The following is a 16,845-nucleotide window of genomic DNA, read 5'->3' on the forward strand; positions in this document are numbered from 1 at the left end:
TCCGCCCCTTTTGTCGTTGTTTCTGGTCGGTTCAGTAGAGATTGGGGCCGCTGACGGGGCGCCGGTCGTCGTGCCGCGCGGCCTCGTTGTCGTCGTAGGCGGCGCGCGCCGCCGCGATCTTCGCGTGGTTGTTCTCCGCCCACGCCGACAGCGCGCGGGTGGAGGCGAACAGCTCCTCGGCGAGCGCCGTCGCGGTGTACTCGACCTGCGGCGGGACGGTCGGGTGGACGGTGCGGGTGATCAGCCCGTCCCGTTCGAGGGTGCGCAGGGTGAGCGTCAGCATGCGGCGGCTGATGCCCGGGATCGACCGGTGCAGTTCGGCGAACCGGATCGGGCCGTCGCCGGCCGCCGCGATGATCGCGATTCCCCACTTGCTCCCGACCCGGTCGAGGGCGTCGCGGAAGGCCGCGCACGCGTCGGGCTCGACGTCGTCGGGTAGCCGAGATCGTGCTGCCATCGAACTCCCCTCCCGGTGCGGACGTCTCAGCCTTACACGTGATCGTCCGCACCGGCAACCTGTCCCGCGCGGGTCAGGGCGGCGGGTCGGGGAGCGAGGCGCGCAGCGTCGGCGCCACCTCGGTGGCGAACAGTTCGAGGGACGTCCAGTGGTCGTCCAGCGGCAGCCCGTCGGGGTCGACGCTGAACACGGCGAGCGAGTGGCCGAAGATCTCGTGCTGCCGGTGCACCTTGTCGATGACCTGCTCCGGGCTGCCGACGAGCGCCGGCGAGCGCGCGACGAAGTCCTCCACGCTCGCGTAGGGCGGCCGCCCGCCGATGCTCCGCTGCATCGCGGCGAGGCGCTCGAAGGCGGGGCGGTAGGCGGCGAGCGCCGCCTGGGAGGTCTTGGCGACGAGGAACCCGGGCGTCCCCGCGCCGGTGAAGAGCCGGTCGGCGGGTCGGCCGCGCCGCGCCCACTCGGCGCGGTAGTACTCGACCAGCGGCCGCGCGCTCTCGCTGGACAGGCCCGCGTTGGAGAACACCACGGGGTCGCCGTACTCGGCGGCCAGCGCCAGCGACTCCGCCGAGGAGGAGCTGCCGTGCCAGATCCGGGGGCGCCCGTTCAGCGGCCGGGGCAGGAGGTGGACGTCGTCGAGGCGCGGCCGCCGCCCCGCCGGCCAGGTGACGCTGTCGCTCGTCCACAGCTCGTGCAGCAGCCGGAAGTTGTCCGCGAGCGCCGGGCGCTGCTCCTCGGGCCGCAGGCCGAACAGCTCGCCGCCCGGCCCGGCGCCCTTGCCCACGATCAGCTCCACCCTGCCGCCGGAGAGCTGGTCGAGCGTCGCGTAGTCCTCGGCGACGCGGACGGGGTCGAGCATCGACAGCACGGTGACGCCGGTGAACAGCCGGATCCTGCTGGTGAGCGCCGCGACGTGCGCGAGGACGACCGGCGGCGCGCTGGACAGGAACGGCCAGTGGTGGCGCTCGCCGACCCCGAAGCCGTCGAAGCCGAGCTCCTCCATCCGCAGCGCGGTCGCCACCGTGAGCTCGAAGCTCGCCCGCGTCGCCGACGGCTCGTCGGCCCCCGCCGAATCCAGATAGCGGATCGGGGCCACTCCGAAGAACTTCACGATTGCTACCGCCGCATTTCCATTCGTGCGTGCCTTTCCAACGTCGCCAAACGTATGCGGAACGGCGTGGGGCGGGAAGTAGGAACATTGCTGTTACCACCCTGTCGCGTGTTTTGCTGTGGGCGCATGGGATCCGGAATGGGCGAACTGGGGTGGGGTGTGTCCGCGCCGACCGATCTGCGGGTCGAACATCGGCCCGCGCTGTTGGGGCTGACCGAGCCGTCCCCCCGGCTGAGCTGGCGGCTGCCGGAAGGAGCCGCGCGGCAGCGGGCCTACCGGATCGCCGGCCGTATGGGCGACCAGCCGTGGGACACCGGGTGGGTCGCGTCCGACAGGAGCCTGTTCGTCCCCTACGGCGGGCCGCCGCTCGTGTCGCGGGCGGCCGTGCGCTGCGCCGTGCGGGTCCGCACCGGCGCCGGTGTCAGCGCCTGGTCGGAGCCCGTCCACTGGGAGATGGGCCTGCTCGACCCGAACGACTGGACGGCGCACTGGATCGGGCCCGCGGAGGGCGAGGTGCCGCCGCCGGGCTTCCGTCCCGCCTACCACCTGCGCGGCGGGTTCACCGCCCCCGGCGGGGTCGTCCGGGCGCGGGCGTACGCCACGGCGCACGGCCTGTACGAGCTGTTCCTCAACGGCGAGCGGGTCGGGGACGCCGAGCTGGCACCGGGGTTCACCGCCTACCGCAGCCACCTCCACGTCCAGACCTACGACGTCACCGGGCTGGTCCGGACGGGCGGCAACGTGCTCGGCGCGGTCCTCAGCGACGGCTGGTTCCGGGGCCGGACGTCCTACCACCGCCTGCCCGACGGGTTCGGCGACCGGACCGCGCTCGTCGTCCAGCTCCACCTCGACCACGAGGACGGGACGACGACGGTGACCGGGACGAATCCGGGGTGGCGGTCGGCGGTCGGGGCCGTCAAGGCGGCCGACTTCTTCGACGGCGTCGCCGCCGACCTGCGCGACGAACCCGCCGGATGGCACACCCCCGGCCCGGTCTCCCATGGCGGGACGATCCCCCACGCCCCCCAGAACGGCCTCGTGGGGGATCCCTGGTCGCCGGTCGTGCTCCGCGAGCGCCCGGCGGCCCGGCTGATCTCCTCGCCCGCGCCGCCCGTGCGGCGGCTCCAGGAGCTGGCCCCGGTGTCGGTCACCCGTCCGGCGCGGGGCGTGCACATCGTCGACTTCGGCCAGAATGTGGGCGGCTGGGTGCGGCTGTCCGACCTCGGCCCGCGCGGCACGCTGCTCGGGCTGACCCACGCCGAGGCCCTCACCCCGGACGGCGGGGACGTCGACACGTCGAGCGGCCAGGCCACCCTGCGCTGGTACGAGCCGCCGCGCGGCGTCCAGAGCGACCTGGTGGTCTCCGGCGGGCCCGGGGGCCCGGCGTTCGAGCCCCGGCACACCCGGCACGGCTTCCGCTACCTGCGCGTCGACGGCCACCCGGGACGGATCGCGCCGGGCGGCGTCGCCGCGGTCGCGGTCAGCTCCGACCTGCCCCGCACCGGCTGGTTCCGGTGCAGCGACGCGCGGGTCGAGCGGCTCCACGACATCGCCTGCTGGACCTACCGCAACCAGGCGTGCGACATCCCGATGGCCGAGATCACCAGGGAACTGGCGGGGTGGACCGACTTCGGATGGAACATCCGGGGCGCCCGCCTCGTGCACGACGTGTCCGGGCTGAGCGCGAAGTGGCTGGCCGACCTCGCCGCCGACCAGTGGCCGGACGGCACCGTGCGCAACTACGCCCCCGACCCCCTCGGCCCCGGCAGCCTGACGGCGCGGTTCGCGATCCCGCACGGGCAGGCGGGCTTCGGCGACGCGGCCGTGTCGGTGCCCTGGGAGACCTGGCGGGCCTACGGCGACGACGGGCTGCTCGCGCGGCAGTACGCGTCGATGACCGCGTGGGTCGACCGCGTGGCCCGGGTCGCGCGGGACGAGCGGCACCCCGTGCGGCGCGCCGCGCGCCCCGAACCCGCGCCGCACGAGGAGTTCCTCTGGGACACCGGCTACCACTTCGGCGAGCACCTCGAACCGGGGCCGCCGAAACCGCCGGTGACGCTGACCCGGCAGCGGATCGCCCGGATCACCGACCTGGAGTCGTTCACCGCCGCCGTGGTGGAGGAGATGCGGGCCCGCGACCACGCGGCGTTCGCGACGGCCTACTTCCATCGGTCGGCCCGGCTGCTGTCGCGGATCGCCGGAATCCTCGGCCGCCCGGACGACGCCGAGCGCTACGGGCTGCTCGCGGAGAGCGTCCGCGCCGCCTGGCAGGCCGAGTTCATCACCCCGGACGGGGCGCTGACCTGCGACACCCAGGCCACGCACCTGCGCGCGCTGGCCTACGGGCTCGTCCCGGCGGACCTGCGGGCGCGGACGACCGCGCGGCTGGTGGAGCTGATCCACGCCGCCGGGACCCGGCCCGGCACCGGGCTGCCCACCACGCACCTGCTGCTGCCGGTCCTCGCCGCGAACGGCCACCTCGACCTCGCCTACGAACTGCTGCTGCGGCGGGGCTCGCGGTCCTGGATGTCGGTGATCGACAACGGCGGCACCACGTTCTGGGAGGTCTGGGACGGCATCACGCCCGACGGCCGCACGAACCTGGCGCTGAACATGCCCACGCGCGCGAGCGTGGTCGAGTTCCTGCACGGCGACGTCGGCGGCGTCCGGCTCGACGAGGACGTGCCCGCCTACCGGCGGTTCACGGTCGCGCCGCGTCCGGGCGGCGGCCTGACCTGGGCCGAGGTGAAGCAGGACAGCCCCTACGGGCGGATCGGGTCCGCGTGGCGGATCGAGGGCGGCCGGTTCTCGCTGGAGGTGACGGTTCCGCCCGGCACGACGGCCGAGGTCGTGCTCCCGGACGGGACGCGCGCCGAGGTCGGTCCCGGCGTCCACGCGTTCGCCGCCCGGGCCGAGCCCGCCGATTCAGGGGTGGCATAGGGGGGCGCGAAAGGGGTTTCCGCCGTGCCGTTCACGGCAGCCTTTGCATGGATCGAATCGCGGGTTCGGGGGAATTCGCCGGATTGTCCGGCGGGGGGAGGTTTTTCATATCGATGGCGCGTTTTCTGGCCGGACGGGTGCTCCAGGGCGTCTTCGTGCTCTGGGCCGCGTACACGCTCTCGTTCACCGTCCTGTACGCGCTGCCGAGCGACCCGGCCGCGATCGCCGCGGGCACCACCAGCGGGGTCACGGAGGAGCAGGTCGACCAGCTCCGGCATGAGATGGGTCTCGACCGCCCGCTGACGGAGCGGTACCTGACCGGGCTCGGTGACGCGCTGCACGGCGACCTCGGACGGTCGGTCCAGTCCGGCGAGCCGGTGCGCTCGCTGATCGGGGACGCGCTGCCGCCGACGCTCGCGGTGGCCGGCGCGGGGCTCGCGCTCGGGGCCCTCCTCGGGACCGGCCTCGCGGTCCTCGCCAACGCGACCGGCTCGCGGCGGCTGCGGCGGACGCTGCTCGGGCTGCCGCCGCTGGGCGTCGCGATCCCGCCGTTCGTCGTGGGCCTGCTGCTGTTGCAGTGGCTCTCCTTCACCTGGAACGTGTTCCCCGCCATCGGGGAGGGCGGCTGGCGCGGCCTCGTGCTCCCCGCCGCCACCATCGCCGTCCAGCCCGCCGCGCTGATCGGGCAGGTCCTCGCCCGGAGCATGGCCGACGAGCTGGGCAAGGACTACGTGGACGTCGCCCGCGCCAAGGGCGCCGGGCCGCTGCGGGTGAACGTCCGGCACGTGCTGCGCAACGCCGCGCTGCCCACGCTGACCATCGCCGGGCTGCTGGTGGGCGGGCTGCTCACCGGCGCGATCGTGGTCGAGGTGGTGTTCTCGCGGAACGGGCTCGGGCAGATCACGCAGGGCGCGGTGTCGGCGGAGGACCTGCCCGTCGTGCAGGGCGTGGTGCTGCTGGGCGCGCTGGTGTTCGTCACCGTCAACCTCGCCGTCGACCTGCTCTACCAGGTGCTCGATCCGCGGCTGGCGGCGGCGCGCCGCGCGCCGGGGCGCGGCCCGTCCGGGCGCCTCGCGCTGTTCACGTTCGCGGGACGGGGGTGAGCCGGATGCCCGCCACCGACCTCGCCCTCACGACCGGCGAGCACGTCCCGGAACCGGAGCCGGCGGACCGCCCGGGACACGCGCGGCACCTGCTGCGCGGGCTCCTGCGCAATCCCTGGCTGGTCCTGTCCGTCATCTGGGTGGGCCTGGTCGTCGTCGCGGCGGTCGAGCCGTCGCTGTTCGCGCCGGGCGACCCGCTGGAGGTCGACACCGGCGCGCGCCTCCAGGCCCCCTCGCCCGGCCACCCGTTCGGCACCGACCGCCTCGGCCGCGACCTGTTCGACGAGACCGTCCACGGGACGGGCCGGACGCTGCCGGCGGCGGCGCTGGCGACGGCGGTCGGGCTGGGCGCGGGCGCGCTGCTCGGGCTGCTCGCCGGGTTCCTGCGCGGCATCGCCGACCTGGTCATCATGCGGCTGGTGGACGTGCTGCTGTCGATCCCCGGGCTGCTGCTCGCGCTGATGCTGGTCGCGGTGCTCGGCAAGGGCGACACCGCCGACGTCGGCCTCGCCATCGGCGTGGCCGCGATCGCCAGCACGGCGCGGGTGACGCGCGCCGAGGTGCTGCGCGTGTCGGCGAGCGGGTTCGTGGAGGCGGCGCGGACCGGCGGCGCGCGGCGGACCCGCGTCCTGCTGCGCCACGTGCTGCCGAACTCGATGGGCCCGGTGTGGGCGCTGACCCTGCTGCTGTTCGGCGAGGCGGTCCTCGGCGTGACCACGCTGAGCTTCCTCGGCTTCGGCGCCCAGCCGCCCACACCCGAATGGGGGTCGCTCGTCTCCTCCGGGCGCGACTTCCTCGGCGGCGCGTGGTGGCTGTCGATCCTGCCGGGCACGGTCGTCGCGCTGACCGTGCTGGCCGCCAACCGGGTGTCGCGCGCGTTCGAGGACGAAGGGACGGGCCGGTGACGAACCCGCGTCTCCTGGAGGTCGAGGACCTGGTGGTCCGCTACCGCACGCGGCGCTCGGTCGTCCGCGCGGTGGAGTCGGCGAGCTTCACGGTGGGGGAGGGCGAGACGGTCGCGATCGTCGGCGAGTCCGGCTCGGGCAAGTCCACCACCGCCTACGCCCTGCTCGGCCTGCTCCCGCGCGCGGCCGGGGTCACCGGCGGGCGCATCGCCTTCGACGGGCGGGACCTGACCGCGCTGCCCGAGCGCGGGTGGCGCGAGCTGCGCGGACGGGAGATCGCGCTCATCCCGCAGGACCCCGGCACGTCGCTCAACCCCGTCCAGCGGGTCGGCGCGCAGGTCGCCGAGGCGGTGCGGCTGGCGGGGGACGCCGACCGCGGCGCCGCCCGGACGCGCGCCCTCGGCCTGCTCGCCGACGCGGGCCTCCCCGACCCGGAGGCCCAGGCGCGCCGCTACCCCTCGGAGCTGTCGGGCGGGATGCGCCAGCGGGTCCTCATCGCGATCGCGATCGCGGCGCGGCCCCGGCTCATCGTGGCCGACGAGCCGACGAGCGCGCTCGACGTCACCGTGCAGCGCCGCGTCCTGGACCACATCGGCGGGCTGGTCCGCGAGTCGGGCACCGGCCTGCTGCTGATCACCCACGACCTGGGCGTCGCGGCCGAGCGCGCCGACCGCGTCCTGGTGATGCGGTCGGGCGCGATCGTGGAGCGCGGCACGCCCGGGGAGGTGCTGTCGGACCCCCGCGACCCCTACACGCGGTCGCTGATCGAGGCGGCGCCCGGGCTCGCGCGGACGCCGCGTCCGCGCCGCGTGCGGCTCACCGCCGTCCCGGGCGGCGCGCCCGGCGACCCGTTCGCGGTGAAGCCCGACGCCGTCCCCGACGCCGCGCCGGACGGGCCGGTCCTGCGCGTGGAGGGGCTCGTCAAGGAGTTCCGGGCGCCCCGCTCGTCCGGCACCGTACGGGCCGTGGACGACGTGAGCTTCGCGATCCCCCGGGGCAGGACGTACGGGCTGGTCGGGGAGTCGGGGTCGGGGAAGTCGACCACCGCGCGGCTGATCCTGCGGCTGGCCGACCCCACCGCCGGGCGCGTGTTCCTCGGCGGGGAGGACATCACCGGCTCGCGCGGCGGCGCGCAACGCCTGCTGCGGCGCCGGATGCAGATCGTCCACCAGAACCCGTTCGCCTCGCTGGACCCCCGGCGGCCGATCGAGCGGATCGTCACCGACCCGCTCGCGTCCTTCGGGCTGGGCTCGCGGGCGCAGCGCCGCCGCCGCGCGGCGGAGCTGGTCGACCTGGTCGCGCTGCCCTCCTCGGTGCTGCGCCGCCGGCCGGCCGAGCTGTCGGGCGGGCAGCGGCAGCGGGTCGCGATCGCGCGGGCGCTCGTGCTCAACCCCGAGCTGCTCGTGTGCGACGAGCCCGTGTCCGCCCTCGACGTCTCCGTGCAGGCGCAGATCCTCGACCTGCTCGCCGCGCTCCAGGCCGAACTGGGCGTGAGCTACCTGTTCATCTCGCACGACCTGGCGGTGGTCCGGCACATCGCGGACGAGGTGGGCGTGCTGAGCCGGGGCCGGCTGGTCGAGTCCGGCCCCACCGAGCAGATCTTCGCGGGGGCCCGGCACGCCTACACGCGGGAGCTGCTCGACGCGATCCCCGGCCGCCGCTGAAACCGGCGCCGGCCACCACGAGACACAGCCACCACCACAAGGAGAGCGAGCCCGAACCGTGTTCCGAACAATATCGGTCGGAAAAGTAAAGATATCCGTCACGGCGGCGGCCGCCGCGCTGCTGCTGGCCGCCTGCGGCGGCGGGACGTCGGCCGGGGGCTCGGGGGCGGCGGGCCCGCCCAAGTCGGGCGGCACCCTCACCGTCGCGCTCGGCGGCGACCCCGTCAGCATCTACCCGCGCGCGGTCACGCCGCTGGTCCGCGAGGTCGCGCGGCCGATCGTCGACTCGCTGCTCGCGCTCGACCCGGCGACCAAGCAGCCGGTGCCCTGGCTGGCCGAGTCGTTCCGGGCCAACGCCGACGCGACCGAGTTCACCTTCACGCTGCGGCAGGGGGTGACGTTCTCCGACGGCACGCCGCTGACCGCGAAGGTCGTCAAGGACAACTTCGACGACGTCATCACCAACCGGGCCGCGTCCGTGGGGTCGACGCCGCTGTCGCTGCTCGACCAGGGCGGCTACAAGGGGACGAGCACCCCCGACGAGCGGACGGTCGTGCAGCGGTTCGCCAAGCCGTACCCGACGTGGCCGCTGTGGGTGACCAACCCCGGGTTCGGCATCCTCGCGCCGAAGACGCTGGCGCTGCCGATCGCGGACCGCTTCGACAAGGTGATCGGGACGGGCCCGTTCGTGCTCCGCTCCTACGTCCGCAACAGCCAGGTGGTGCTCACCAGGCGGGCCGGCTACAAGTGGGGGCCGAAGACCCGGAGGCACGACGGCGACGCCTACCTCGACAAGGTCGTCTACCGGATCATCGCCGAGCCGAGCGTGCGGACCGGCGCGCTGAAGACCGGCCAGGTCCAGCTCGCGGGCGCGCTCAACCCCTCCGACATCGCGCCGGTGCGCGCCGCCGGGTTCGGGATCGTCGCGCAGCGGCTGCCCCGGCTCGCCGAGGGCCTGGTGGTGACCGGCGCCGACCGGGCGCCGCTGAAGGACCCGGCCGTCCGGCAGGCGCTGGTGAAGGCGGTGGACGCCAAGCAGATCCGCGACACGCTGCTCACCTCCGAGTGGGGCGTGCCGACCAGCGTCGTCACCGGCGCGGTGATCGGGCACTCCGACCAGAGCGCGCTGCTGAAGCCCGACGAGGCGGCAGCGGCGGCGCTGCTCGACAAGGCGGGCTGGGCGCCCGGCGGCGACGGCATCCGGGCCAAGGACGGCAGGCGCCTCACGCTCAAGCTCGGCTGGCTCAACCGCGGCAACCCCTGGGACCAGCCGCTCGTCGAGCTCGTCACCGCCCGGTACAAGAAGATCGGCGTCGAGCTGAAGCCCGAGCTGGTGACCGCCGCGCAGTCGGTGGAGGCGCTCAAGGCGCGGAACAAGTGGGACCTGTTCCTGTCGGGCGTCGCCGGGGGACCGGACGCCGGGGTCGGCCTGGCCAGCACGTTCACCAGCGCGCCCCCGAACTTCTTCAACGTCCAGGACGCGGCGCTGCAGCCGCTGCTGGAGAAGCAGGCGACCACCACCGACCAGGCGGCCCGGGGCAGGCTGGTCGCCGACGCCCAGCGCCGCGTCCTCGCCGAGGGCCTGTTCACCCCGCTGGTGGAGGACACCGCCGTGGTCGCGGTGGGCAAGAAGGTGCACGGCTTCGCGCTGGACGCCGACGCGCGGCTGCCCGCGCTGCTGGACGTCTGGCTGTCGTGACCGACCGCCCCTACCGCGTCGCCGTCGACGTCGGAGGCACGTTCACCGACCTGGCGCTGCTCGGCCCGGACGGGATGGAGCTGGACCACAAGACCGGCTCCACCCCGTCCGAGCCCGCGGACGGCCTGGTCACCGGGCTCGGCGGGCTCGCGGCGAAGGCGGGGCTGCCGCTGCGCGCACTGCTCGGCCGCACCGGCGTCATCGTGCACGGCACCACGATCACGACCAACGCGCTGGTCACCGGCACCGGCGCGCGGACCGGCCTGCTGACCACGCACGGGCTGCGCGACGTCCTGCTCGCGCGGCAGGGCGCCCGCGCCGACCAGTTCGACTCGCGCGCCGCCCCGCCGCCGCCGCTCGTGCCCCGCCGTCTGATCGAGACCGCGCGGGAGCGGCTCGACCGCACCGGCGAGGTGACGACGCCGCTGGACGAGGACGGCGTGCTCCGCGCCGCGCGCCGCTTCAGGGAGGCCGGGGTCGCCTCGGTCGCCGTCTGCTTCGCGTTCTCCTACCTCAACGACGCGCACGAGCGGCGCGCGGCGGAGATCCTCGCGGCGGAGCTGCCCGGCGTGTTCCTGTCGGTGTCGTCGCGGGTGGCGCCCGAGGTCCGGCTGTTCGAACGCACCTCGACGACCGTGCTCAACGCCTATGTCGGGCCGGTGCTGCGCGACCACCTCGACCGCCTCGCCGGCCGGCTGGCCGCCCTCGGCTACCCGGGCCCGGTGCTGATCGTCCAGTCCAACGGCGGGGTCGTCCCCCTGGAGCGGGCCGCCGAGCGCGCGGTGAACACGCTCCTGTCGGGACCGGCGGGCGCGCCCGCCGCCGTCGCGGACGTCGTCGCCGAACTCGGCGTGCCCGAGGCGATGGCGGTCGACATGGGCGGGACGAGCTTCGAGGTGAGCCTGTCGTCCGGCGGCGTCACCGGCATCACGACGCGCGCCGAACCGGCGGGTCATCCGGTCTCGGTGCCGATGCTCGACATCGGCACGATCGGCGCGGGCGGCGGGTCGATCGCCCGGGCGACCGCCGGGGGGCTGCTGCGCGTCGGCCCCGAGAGCGCGGGGGCCGACCCCGGCCCGGCGAGCTACGGACGCGGCGGACGGCTCGCCACGGTCACCGACGCCGACCTCCTCCTCGGCTACCTGGCGGGCGGATTCGGCGAGGGCCTCGTGCCGTCGGCGGACCTGGCGGCCCGCGCGGTCGAGGCCCTCGGGCGCGACCTCGGGCTCGGGACGGTCGAGACGGCGGCGGGCGTGCACCGGGCGGTCAACGCCGAGATGGCCGACAGCCTGCGGCTCGCGACCGCCAGGCACGGCCTCGACCCGGGGCGGCTCGCCCTGGTCGCGGCCGGCGGCGCGGGGCCGGTGCACGCGGTGGAGCTGGCCCGCGACCTCGGGATCGCGCTGGTCGTGGTCCCGGCGGGCGCGTCGGTGCTGTGCGCGCGGGGCATGCTCCGCGCCGACCTCGTCAGCTACCACGTCCGCACGCTGCTGGGCCGGGGCCGCGACCCGCGCGCCACGGGCGTCGACGCCGCCGAGGTCGACGCCGCCTTCGCCGTGCTGGAGGGCGCCGTGCTGGAGGGCGCCGCGAAGGCGGGTCCGGCGGTGGAGTTCACCCGGCTCGCCGACGTCCGCTACATCGGCCAGGTCCACGAGATCACGGTGCCGTTCCCGGCCGTGCCGAGCGGCGGCGCGGCGGCGGTCGCCGGGCTCGTCGAGCGGTTCCACCGGCTGCACGACCGGCTCTACGGCTTCGCGCAACCGGAGGTGCCGGTGGAGGTCGTGAACCTGCGGCTCGAAGCCCGCACGCCCACCGACGCGCCCCGGAGCGCGCCCGCCCCGTCCGGGCCGGTGGAGCCGGACGGCGTGCGGCGCGCGTGGTTCGACGGCGCGTTCCGCGAGGTGCCCGTCCGGAGCGTGCGGTCGGTGCCCGTGGACGAGCGCCAGGAGGGTCCCGCGCTGCTGGCGGGAGCGGGCACGACCATCGTGGTCCCGCCCGGGTTCGCGTTCGAGGTCACCGCGAGCGGCACCACGCTCGTGTTCGCCGCCGACCGCGAACGGGCCGAGGTGCTGGCCGCGCTGCGGGAGACCCGTCTGGAGGCGGTCCGATGACGGGGACGATCCTGGCCTCGGTGGTCGGCAACCGGCTGCACGCGATCGCCGAGCGGATGGCCGACGCGATGCTCCGGTCCTGCCGGTCGGCGGCGTTCCAGAGCCGCGACTTCGTGACCGGGATCTTCGACGCGGACGGCGCCTGGATCGCCACCAAGGACTTCATCCCCGTGCTCGCCGGGTCGCTGCCGAGCGCCTACGAGGGCGTGCTCGCCAAGTTCGCCGGGGACGTCGGCGAGGGCGACGTCTTCGTCCTCAACGACCCCTACCACGGCAACAACCACCCGCCCGACGTCACCGTCCTCAAACCCGTCTTCCACCGGGGCGTCCTGCGCTTCTGGACCGCGACCAAGGGGCACCACGCCGACGTCGGCGGCGGCGGGGAGATCGGCTACAACCCCGGCGCCCGGGACTGCTACGAGGACGCGCTGCGGATCCCGCCCGTCCGGCTGTACCGGGGCGGCGAGCGGCAGGACGACGTCTGGGACCTGATCCTTTTGAACCTGCGGCTGCGCGACGCGGTCGAGGGCGACCTGCACTGCCAGATCGGCGCGGCCTCGATCGGGGAGCGCGAGCTGCTCGCGATGCTCGACGCGTTCGGCGTCGAGCCGGTGCTGGAGGCCGTGCGGATCCAGCTCGCCGCCTCGGCCCGGCACATGCGCGCGGAGATCGCGCGCTGGCCGGACGGGACCTACGAGGCCGTCCGGCACCTCGACGACGGCGGCGAGCACCACCGCGAGCCCATCGCGGTCCGGCTCGCGCTCACCGTGGCGGGGGACCGCGCCGTGTTCGACTTCACCGCCTCGGACCCGCAGGTCGTCGGCTACGCCAACTCGACCCGCGCCAACACCGTCGCCTCGACGCTCCTCGCGCTGTTCGGCGTGACCGACCCCGCGCAGCGCCGCGACGGCGGCGCCCTGGCGGCGGTCGAGATCCGCACCCGGCCCGGCACGATCACGCACGCGGTCGAACCGGCCGCGACCACGCTGTGCACGATCACCGCGTGCGAGGCGATCGTCGAGACCGTGTGGCTGGCGCTGTCGCGGGCCGACCCGGCGATCACCCACGCGGGCTGGTGCCGGGGCTACGCGTTCGCCGCCGTCGGGGTCGACGAGCGGACCGGCCGCGCGTTCGGCGCCACCGGCGCGCTCAAGGGCGGCTCCGGGGCCGTGCTCGGGTTCGACGGGTGGGACGCGATCGGCCCGCCCGTCGCGATGGGCGGCGGCCGCGAGGTGGACGTCGAACTGCACGAGCTCGGCGCGCCCGCGACCGTCCTGGAGCAGGGGTTCGCGACGGACTCGGCGGGCGCGGGGCGGTGGCGCGGCGGCCTCGGCGGCTACTCGCGGTGGCGCATCGACCAGGACGGCGTCCGCGTCGTGTGCATCGGGTCGGGCGCGCTGGAGCAGACCGTCCCCTACGGCCTGGCGGGCGGCCTCGCCGCCCCCGCGAACCGGAGCGTCGTCCGCCACCGGGACGGGCGGGTCACGGTGCCGCGCACCAACAGCACGCTCGTGCTCGGACGCGGCGACGTCATCGAGATCCACACCTCGGGCGGCGGCGGTTACGGCGACCCCCGGGAGCGGTCGCGCGCGGCCGTCCGCGCCGACGTGCGCGACGGGCTGGTGTCGGAGGCCGCGGCCCGCGACGTGTACGGCCTGACGCGGCGGGTGTGGGGGACCGCCCCCTCACAAGAGACCGGCCCGGACACGGCGCTCACAGCCGATACGACAGATCGGAGCATCCCATGAGCCTGCATCTGCTGTTCCTCGACATCCCCTCGAACGGGCACGTGCTGCCGAAGCTCGACCTCGTGAGCGAGCTGGTCCGGCGCGGGCACCGGGTCACCTACGTGGTCGCCGACGGGCTGGCCGAGCGGGTCCGGCGCTTCGGCGCCGAGGTGGTCGCCTACGCCTCCCTGGACCCGCTCACCAGCCTGTCCGAGGACGACCCCGCCGCCGCGACCCGCGCGTTCTTCCGCGAGAACCTCGCGATCCTGCGCGCCGCGCGCGAGCACTTCGGCGACGAGCGCCCCGACGCCGTCGCCTACGACGAGGCCGCGTTCCAGGCGGGCCGGATCCTGTCCAGGACATGGGGGCTGCCGCCCGTCCTGCTGACCCCGAGCGTGGTGTCCAACGAGCACTACTCCTACATCGAGCACCGGGACCGCCTCGCGCCGGACGCCCGCCTCGCCGACCCGGTGGAGGAGATCGCCGGGGCGCTGGAGGGGTTCGGGCTCGGCGACCAGGTCGGCGACTTCCTGTGGAGCACGCGGCGGGTGGAGGAGCTGACGATCGCGTTCGTCCCGTCCCGGCTCCAGCCCGCGTACGAGACGTTCGACCCCGAGCTGGTCCACTTCGTCGGGCCGAGCGTCGGCGGACGCGACTTCCTCGGCACCTGGGATCCCCCGGCGGGCGCGCCCCGGGTGGCGCTGGTGTCGCTGGGCAGCGTCCGCAACGGCGACGCCGGGTTCTTCGAGACCGTCGCCCGCGCGTTCTCCGGCCGTGACTGGCACGTGGTCGTGACGGTCGGGGACGGGCTCGCCGACGCCGACGTCGAGCGGATCGCCGCGCTCGCCCCGAACGTGGAGGTCCACCGCTGGGTCTCGGGCGTCGGCGTGCTGGAGCACGCGGAGGTGTTCGTGACGCACGGCGGCAGCGGCTCGCTGGTCGAGGCGTGGCACACCGCGACGCCCGTCGTCATCGTCCCCCCGGCCCCGGACTTCCTGCCCTACGCCGAGCGGACCCTCGAACTCGGCGCCGGGCGCGTGATCCCGCCGTCCGCGCTGGACGCCGACCGGCTCGTGGCGGAGGTGGAGGCGGTCGCCTCGGACGAGGCGGTCCGGGCGCGCGTGCGGGAGTTGCAGGCGCACGCGCGGGCCGCCGGGGGCGCGCGCCGGGCGGCCGACGTCCTGGAGACCCGCCTCGCCCGCCCGGCGCGACAGGAGGCGTCATGACCGCGAGCCCGCCCACCGGAGCGGTGATCGTCACCGGCAGCGGATCGGGGGTGGGGGCGAGCACGGCGGTCGCGCTCGCCGGGCGCGGATACCGCGTCGTGGCCTCCGTCCACTCCCTCGACCGCGTCGCGGGCCTCGACGAGCTGGTCGCCCGGACCGGCGCCGAGGTCGACGTCGCGGAGCTGGACGTCACCGACGAGGAGTCGCTGCCCGGGTTCGTGGACGGCGTCGCGGCCCGCCACGGCGGCCTGCACGCGATCGTCAGCAGCGCGGGCGTCACCGGCGTCGACACCTTCGAGCGCGAGGACCTCGCGAGCTACCGCAGGACGTTCGACGTGAACGTGTTCGGCCCGGTCGCGCTGCTCAAGGCCGCCCTGCCGCACCTGCGCGCCGGGGGCGGCAGGTTCGTCGCGGTCGGCAGCGTCGCGGGCGCGCTCGGGCTGCCGTTCCAGGAGGCCTACTGCGGGTCGAAGTTCGCGCTGGAGGGCGTCCTGGAGGGCTTCGCGCCGGTGGCGCGGCGCCTCGGCGTCGCGGTGTCGATCGTGGAGCCGGGGCCGCTGAGCACGGACGCGGTCCGCCGCACCGACTGGGCGCGCCTGTTCGCCGAGGCGGGCCCCTACGAGAAGCTGCTGCGGCGCTACTTCGACAACGCCGCCGCGCGAGGCGGGACGCTGCCCGGCCTCCCCGCCACGCAGACGGCCGCCGACGTCGCCGCCGCCATCGTGGACGTGCTCGCCGCCGAGGACCCGCCGGCGCGCGTCCAGACCGCCGCCGACACCCGCGCGCTCGTCGCCCGGAAACTGGCGGACGCCGACGGCGCGGCGGTCGCCGAGCTGACCGGAGCATGGCTGGATCCCCTCCCTCCGCAAGCGGTGCAGTAGGGGGGTGATCAGGGGAGTCCCGCGCCCACCACGGCTTATACATTCATCGCATGGCTGAGAAACTCGATGAGCGGACACGGGCATTCATCGACAACAAGAATTTCCCCGTCGTCGCCACGGTGAACGAGGACGGGAGCCCGCATTCCTCGATCGTCCTGATCAAACGCGGCGAGGACGACTCCCTGCTGTTCGTGACCCACGCGGGCCGCCGCACCGAGCGCAACATCTCCCGCGACCCGAGGGTCAACGTGTCGGTGTTCGACATCGAGAACCCGATCGTCTCGATCGAGATCCGCGGCACCGCGAAGGTGCTGGAGGGAGGCGGCAAGGAACTGGCCGACGAGCTGACGCTGAAGTACCTCGACGAGGTCCACGACGTGGACGACGTGTCGCGGGTGGTCGTCCAGATCGTCCCGCACAAGGTGATCCCGTTCCCGCCGGAGACGCAGAAGTGACGTACGGGCCGGGGCAGGGGCCGGGGCCGCTGCCCCTGTCCGACGAGGAGCTGACGGCGCTGGTGGCCGGGCACGCGATGGGCGCGCTGGCCGCGAACAAGCGCGACGGCCACCCGCACCTGTCCACCGTCGCCTACCACTGGGACCCGGTGGAGCGGACGGCGCGGATCAGCACCACCGCCGACCGGGCCAAGGTGCGGCGGCTGCGCCACGACCCCCGCGCGGCGCTGTATGTGACCAGCGCCGACTATCTGGCCTTCGCCGTCGCGCAGGGGCGGGCCGAGCTGTCGGCCGTCAGCGAGGCGCCCGGCGACCCCGCCGGCCGCGAGCTGCTCGCACTCCAGCCGCCGTTCGCGGAGGCCGCCGACGAGAAGGCGTTCCTGGAGCAGATGGTCGCCGACCGCAGGCTGGTGATCAGGCTGCGGGTCGCGCGCCTGTACGGGACGCGGCTGGACGTCCCCTGAGGAACGGAAGACCTCGGACGCACGGAAGACGCACGGAAGACCTCGGACACACGTGGGCGCGGGCACCCGGCGGGAGGGTGCCCGCGCCCACGCGCGGGGGGATCT

At 75.1% G+C, this 16,845-nt stretch carries 13 protein-coding genes; 11 read left to right on the forward strand and 2 right to left on the reverse strand.

Features of this window, described 5'->3' with window-relative positions; translation table 11 throughout:
- Positions 1 to 31: 31 nt before the first annotated feature.
- Together KLI87_RS18560 and KLI87_RS18565 are read right to left on the reverse strand one after the other, a co-directional pair.
- Positions 32 to 457 carry a helix-turn-helix domain-containing protein gene (locus KLI87_RS18560; protein ID WP_156218236.1) on the reverse strand — a complete coding sequence of 142 codons (426 nt, stop codon included), beginning with the start codon at positions 455 to 457 and terminating at the stop codon, positions 32 to 34.
- 73 nt (positions 458 to 530) lie between these two features.
- Complete coding sequence (locus tag KLI87_RS18565) at positions 531 to 1,565, reverse strand: LLM class flavin-dependent oxidoreductase (protein ID WP_214618003.1); 1,035 nt, start codon at positions 1,563 to 1,565, stop codon at positions 531 to 533.
- A gap of 138 nt (positions 1,566 to 1,703) precedes the next feature.
- On the opposite strand from KLI87_RS18565, the gene KLI87_RS18570 reads away from it, so the two are divergent.
- The 11 genes from KLI87_RS18570 to KLI87_RS18620 all read left to right on the forward strand — a co-directional run bounded on the left by KLI87_RS18570 (position 1,704) and on the right by KLI87_RS18620 (position 16,740).
- On the forward strand, positions 1,704 to 4,505 hold the full coding sequence (locus KLI87_RS18570) for a family 78 glycoside hydrolase catalytic domain (RefSeq protein WP_214618004.1): 2,802 nt from the start codon (positions 1,704 to 1,706) through the stop codon (positions 4,503 to 4,505).
- A gap of 113 nt (positions 4,506 to 4,618) precedes the next feature.
- Positions 4,619 to 5,608 (forward strand): ABC transporter permease, encoded by a 990-nt coding sequence (locus KLI87_RS18575; protein WP_214618005.1) that lies wholly within the window; start codon positions 4,619 to 4,621, stop codon positions 5,606 to 5,608.
- A gap of 5 nt (positions 5,609 to 5,613) precedes the next feature.
- Positions 5,614 to 6,513 carry an ABC transporter permease gene (locus KLI87_RS18580; protein WP_214618006.1) on the forward strand — a complete coding sequence of 300 codons (900 nt, stop codon included), beginning with the start codon at positions 5,614 to 5,616 and terminating at the stop codon, positions 6,511 to 6,513.
- A complete protein-coding gene (locus KLI87_RS18585) occupies positions 6,510 to 8,177 on the forward strand; it encodes an ABC transporter ATP-binding protein (protein ID WP_214618007.1) in 1,668 nt (555 codons plus the stop codon). Before KLI87_RS18580 ends, KLI87_RS18585 begins: the two co-directional genes overlap by 4 nt.
- Before the next feature lie 58 nt (positions 8,178 to 8,235).
- The gene (locus tag KLI87_RS18590; protein WP_214618008.1) at positions 8,236 to 9,876 is read left to right on the forward strand and encodes an ABC transporter substrate-binding protein; all 1,641 of its coding nucleotides are present in this window, start codon (positions 8,236 to 8,238) and stop codon (positions 9,874 to 9,876) included.
- Positions 9,873 to 11,987, forward strand: coding sequence for a hydantoinase/oxoprolinase family protein (locus KLI87_RS18595; protein ID WP_214618009.1), 2,115 nt, complete (start codon positions 9,873 to 9,875; stop codon positions 11,985 to 11,987). Before KLI87_RS18590 ends, KLI87_RS18595 begins: the two co-directional genes overlap by 4 nt.
- A complete protein-coding gene (locus KLI87_RS18600; RefSeq protein ID WP_214618010.1) occupies positions 11,984 to 13,735 on the forward strand; it encodes a hydantoinase B/oxoprolinase family protein in 1,752 nt (583 codons plus the stop codon). The genes KLI87_RS18595 and KLI87_RS18600 overlap by 4 nt, the downstream gene beginning before the upstream one ends.
- A complete protein-coding gene (locus tag KLI87_RS18605; protein ID WP_214618011.1) occupies positions 13,732 to 14,940 on the forward strand; it encodes a macrolide family glycosyltransferase in 1,209 nt (402 codons plus the stop codon). The genes KLI87_RS18600 and KLI87_RS18605 overlap by 4 nt, the downstream gene beginning before the upstream one ends.
- Positions 14,937 to 15,821 (forward strand): SDR family NAD(P)-dependent oxidoreductase, encoded by an 885-nt coding sequence (locus tag KLI87_RS18610; RefSeq protein WP_156218230.1) that lies wholly within the window; start codon positions 14,937 to 14,939, stop codon positions 15,819 to 15,821. Before KLI87_RS18605 ends, KLI87_RS18610 begins: the two co-directional genes overlap by 4 nt.
- 50 nt (positions 15,822 to 15,871) lie before the next feature.
- A complete protein-coding gene (locus KLI87_RS18615; protein ID WP_156218229.1) occupies positions 15,872 to 16,276 on the forward strand; it encodes a TIGR03618 family F420-dependent PPOX class oxidoreductase in 405 nt (134 codons plus the stop codon).
- Positions 16,273 to 16,740 carry a TIGR03618 family F420-dependent PPOX class oxidoreductase gene (locus KLI87_RS18620; RefSeq protein ID WP_308166064.1) on the forward strand — a complete coding sequence of 156 codons (468 nt, stop codon included), beginning with the start codon at positions 16,273 to 16,275 and terminating at the stop codon, positions 16,738 to 16,740. The genes KLI87_RS18615 and KLI87_RS18620 overlap by 4 nt, the downstream gene beginning before the upstream one ends.
- The last annotated feature ends 105 nt before the right edge of the window (positions 16,741 to 16,845 follow it).

Source organism: Actinomadura sp. NEAU-AAG7, assembly GCF_018603865.1.
Taxonomy (GTDB): domain Bacteria; phylum Actinomycetota; class Actinomycetes; order Streptosporangiales; family Streptosporangiaceae; genus Spirillospora; species Spirillospora litoris.

What these genes read in the sequence shown, in the direction of transcription:
- KLI87_RS18560 (WP_156218236.1), bottom strand. Translation starts at nt 457, where the DNA reads ATGGCAGCACGATCTCGGCTACCCGACGACGTCGAGCCCGACGCGTGC.
- KLI87_RS18570 (WP_214618004.1), top strand. Translation starts at nt 1,704, where the DNA reads ATGGGCGAACTGGGGTGGGGTGTGTCCGCGCCGACCGATCTGCGGGTC.
- KLI87_RS18575 (WP_214618005.1), top strand. Translation starts at nt 4,619, where the DNA reads ATGGCGCGTTTTCTGGCCGGACGGGTGCTCCAGGGCGTCTTCGTGCTC.
- KLI87_RS18580 (WP_214618006.1), top strand. Translation starts at nt 5,614, where the DNA reads ATGCCCGCCACCGACCTCGCCCTCACGACCGGCGAGCACGTCCCGGAA.
- KLI87_RS18600 (WP_214618010.1), top strand. Translation starts at nt 11,984, where the DNA reads ATGACGGGGACGATCCTGGCCTCGGTGGTCGGCAACCGGCTGCACGCG.
- KLI87_RS18605 (WP_214618011.1), top strand. Translation starts at nt 13,732, where the DNA reads ATGAGCCTGCATCTGCTGTTCCTCGACATCCCCTCGAACGGGCACGTG.
- KLI87_RS18610 (WP_156218230.1), top strand. Translation starts at nt 14,937, where the DNA reads ATGACCGCGAGCCCGCCCACCGGAGCGGTGATCGTCACCGGCAGCGGA.
- KLI87_RS18615 (WP_156218229.1), top strand. Translation starts at nt 15,872, where the DNA reads ATGGCTGAGAAACTCGATGAGCGGACACGGGCATTCATCGACAACAAG.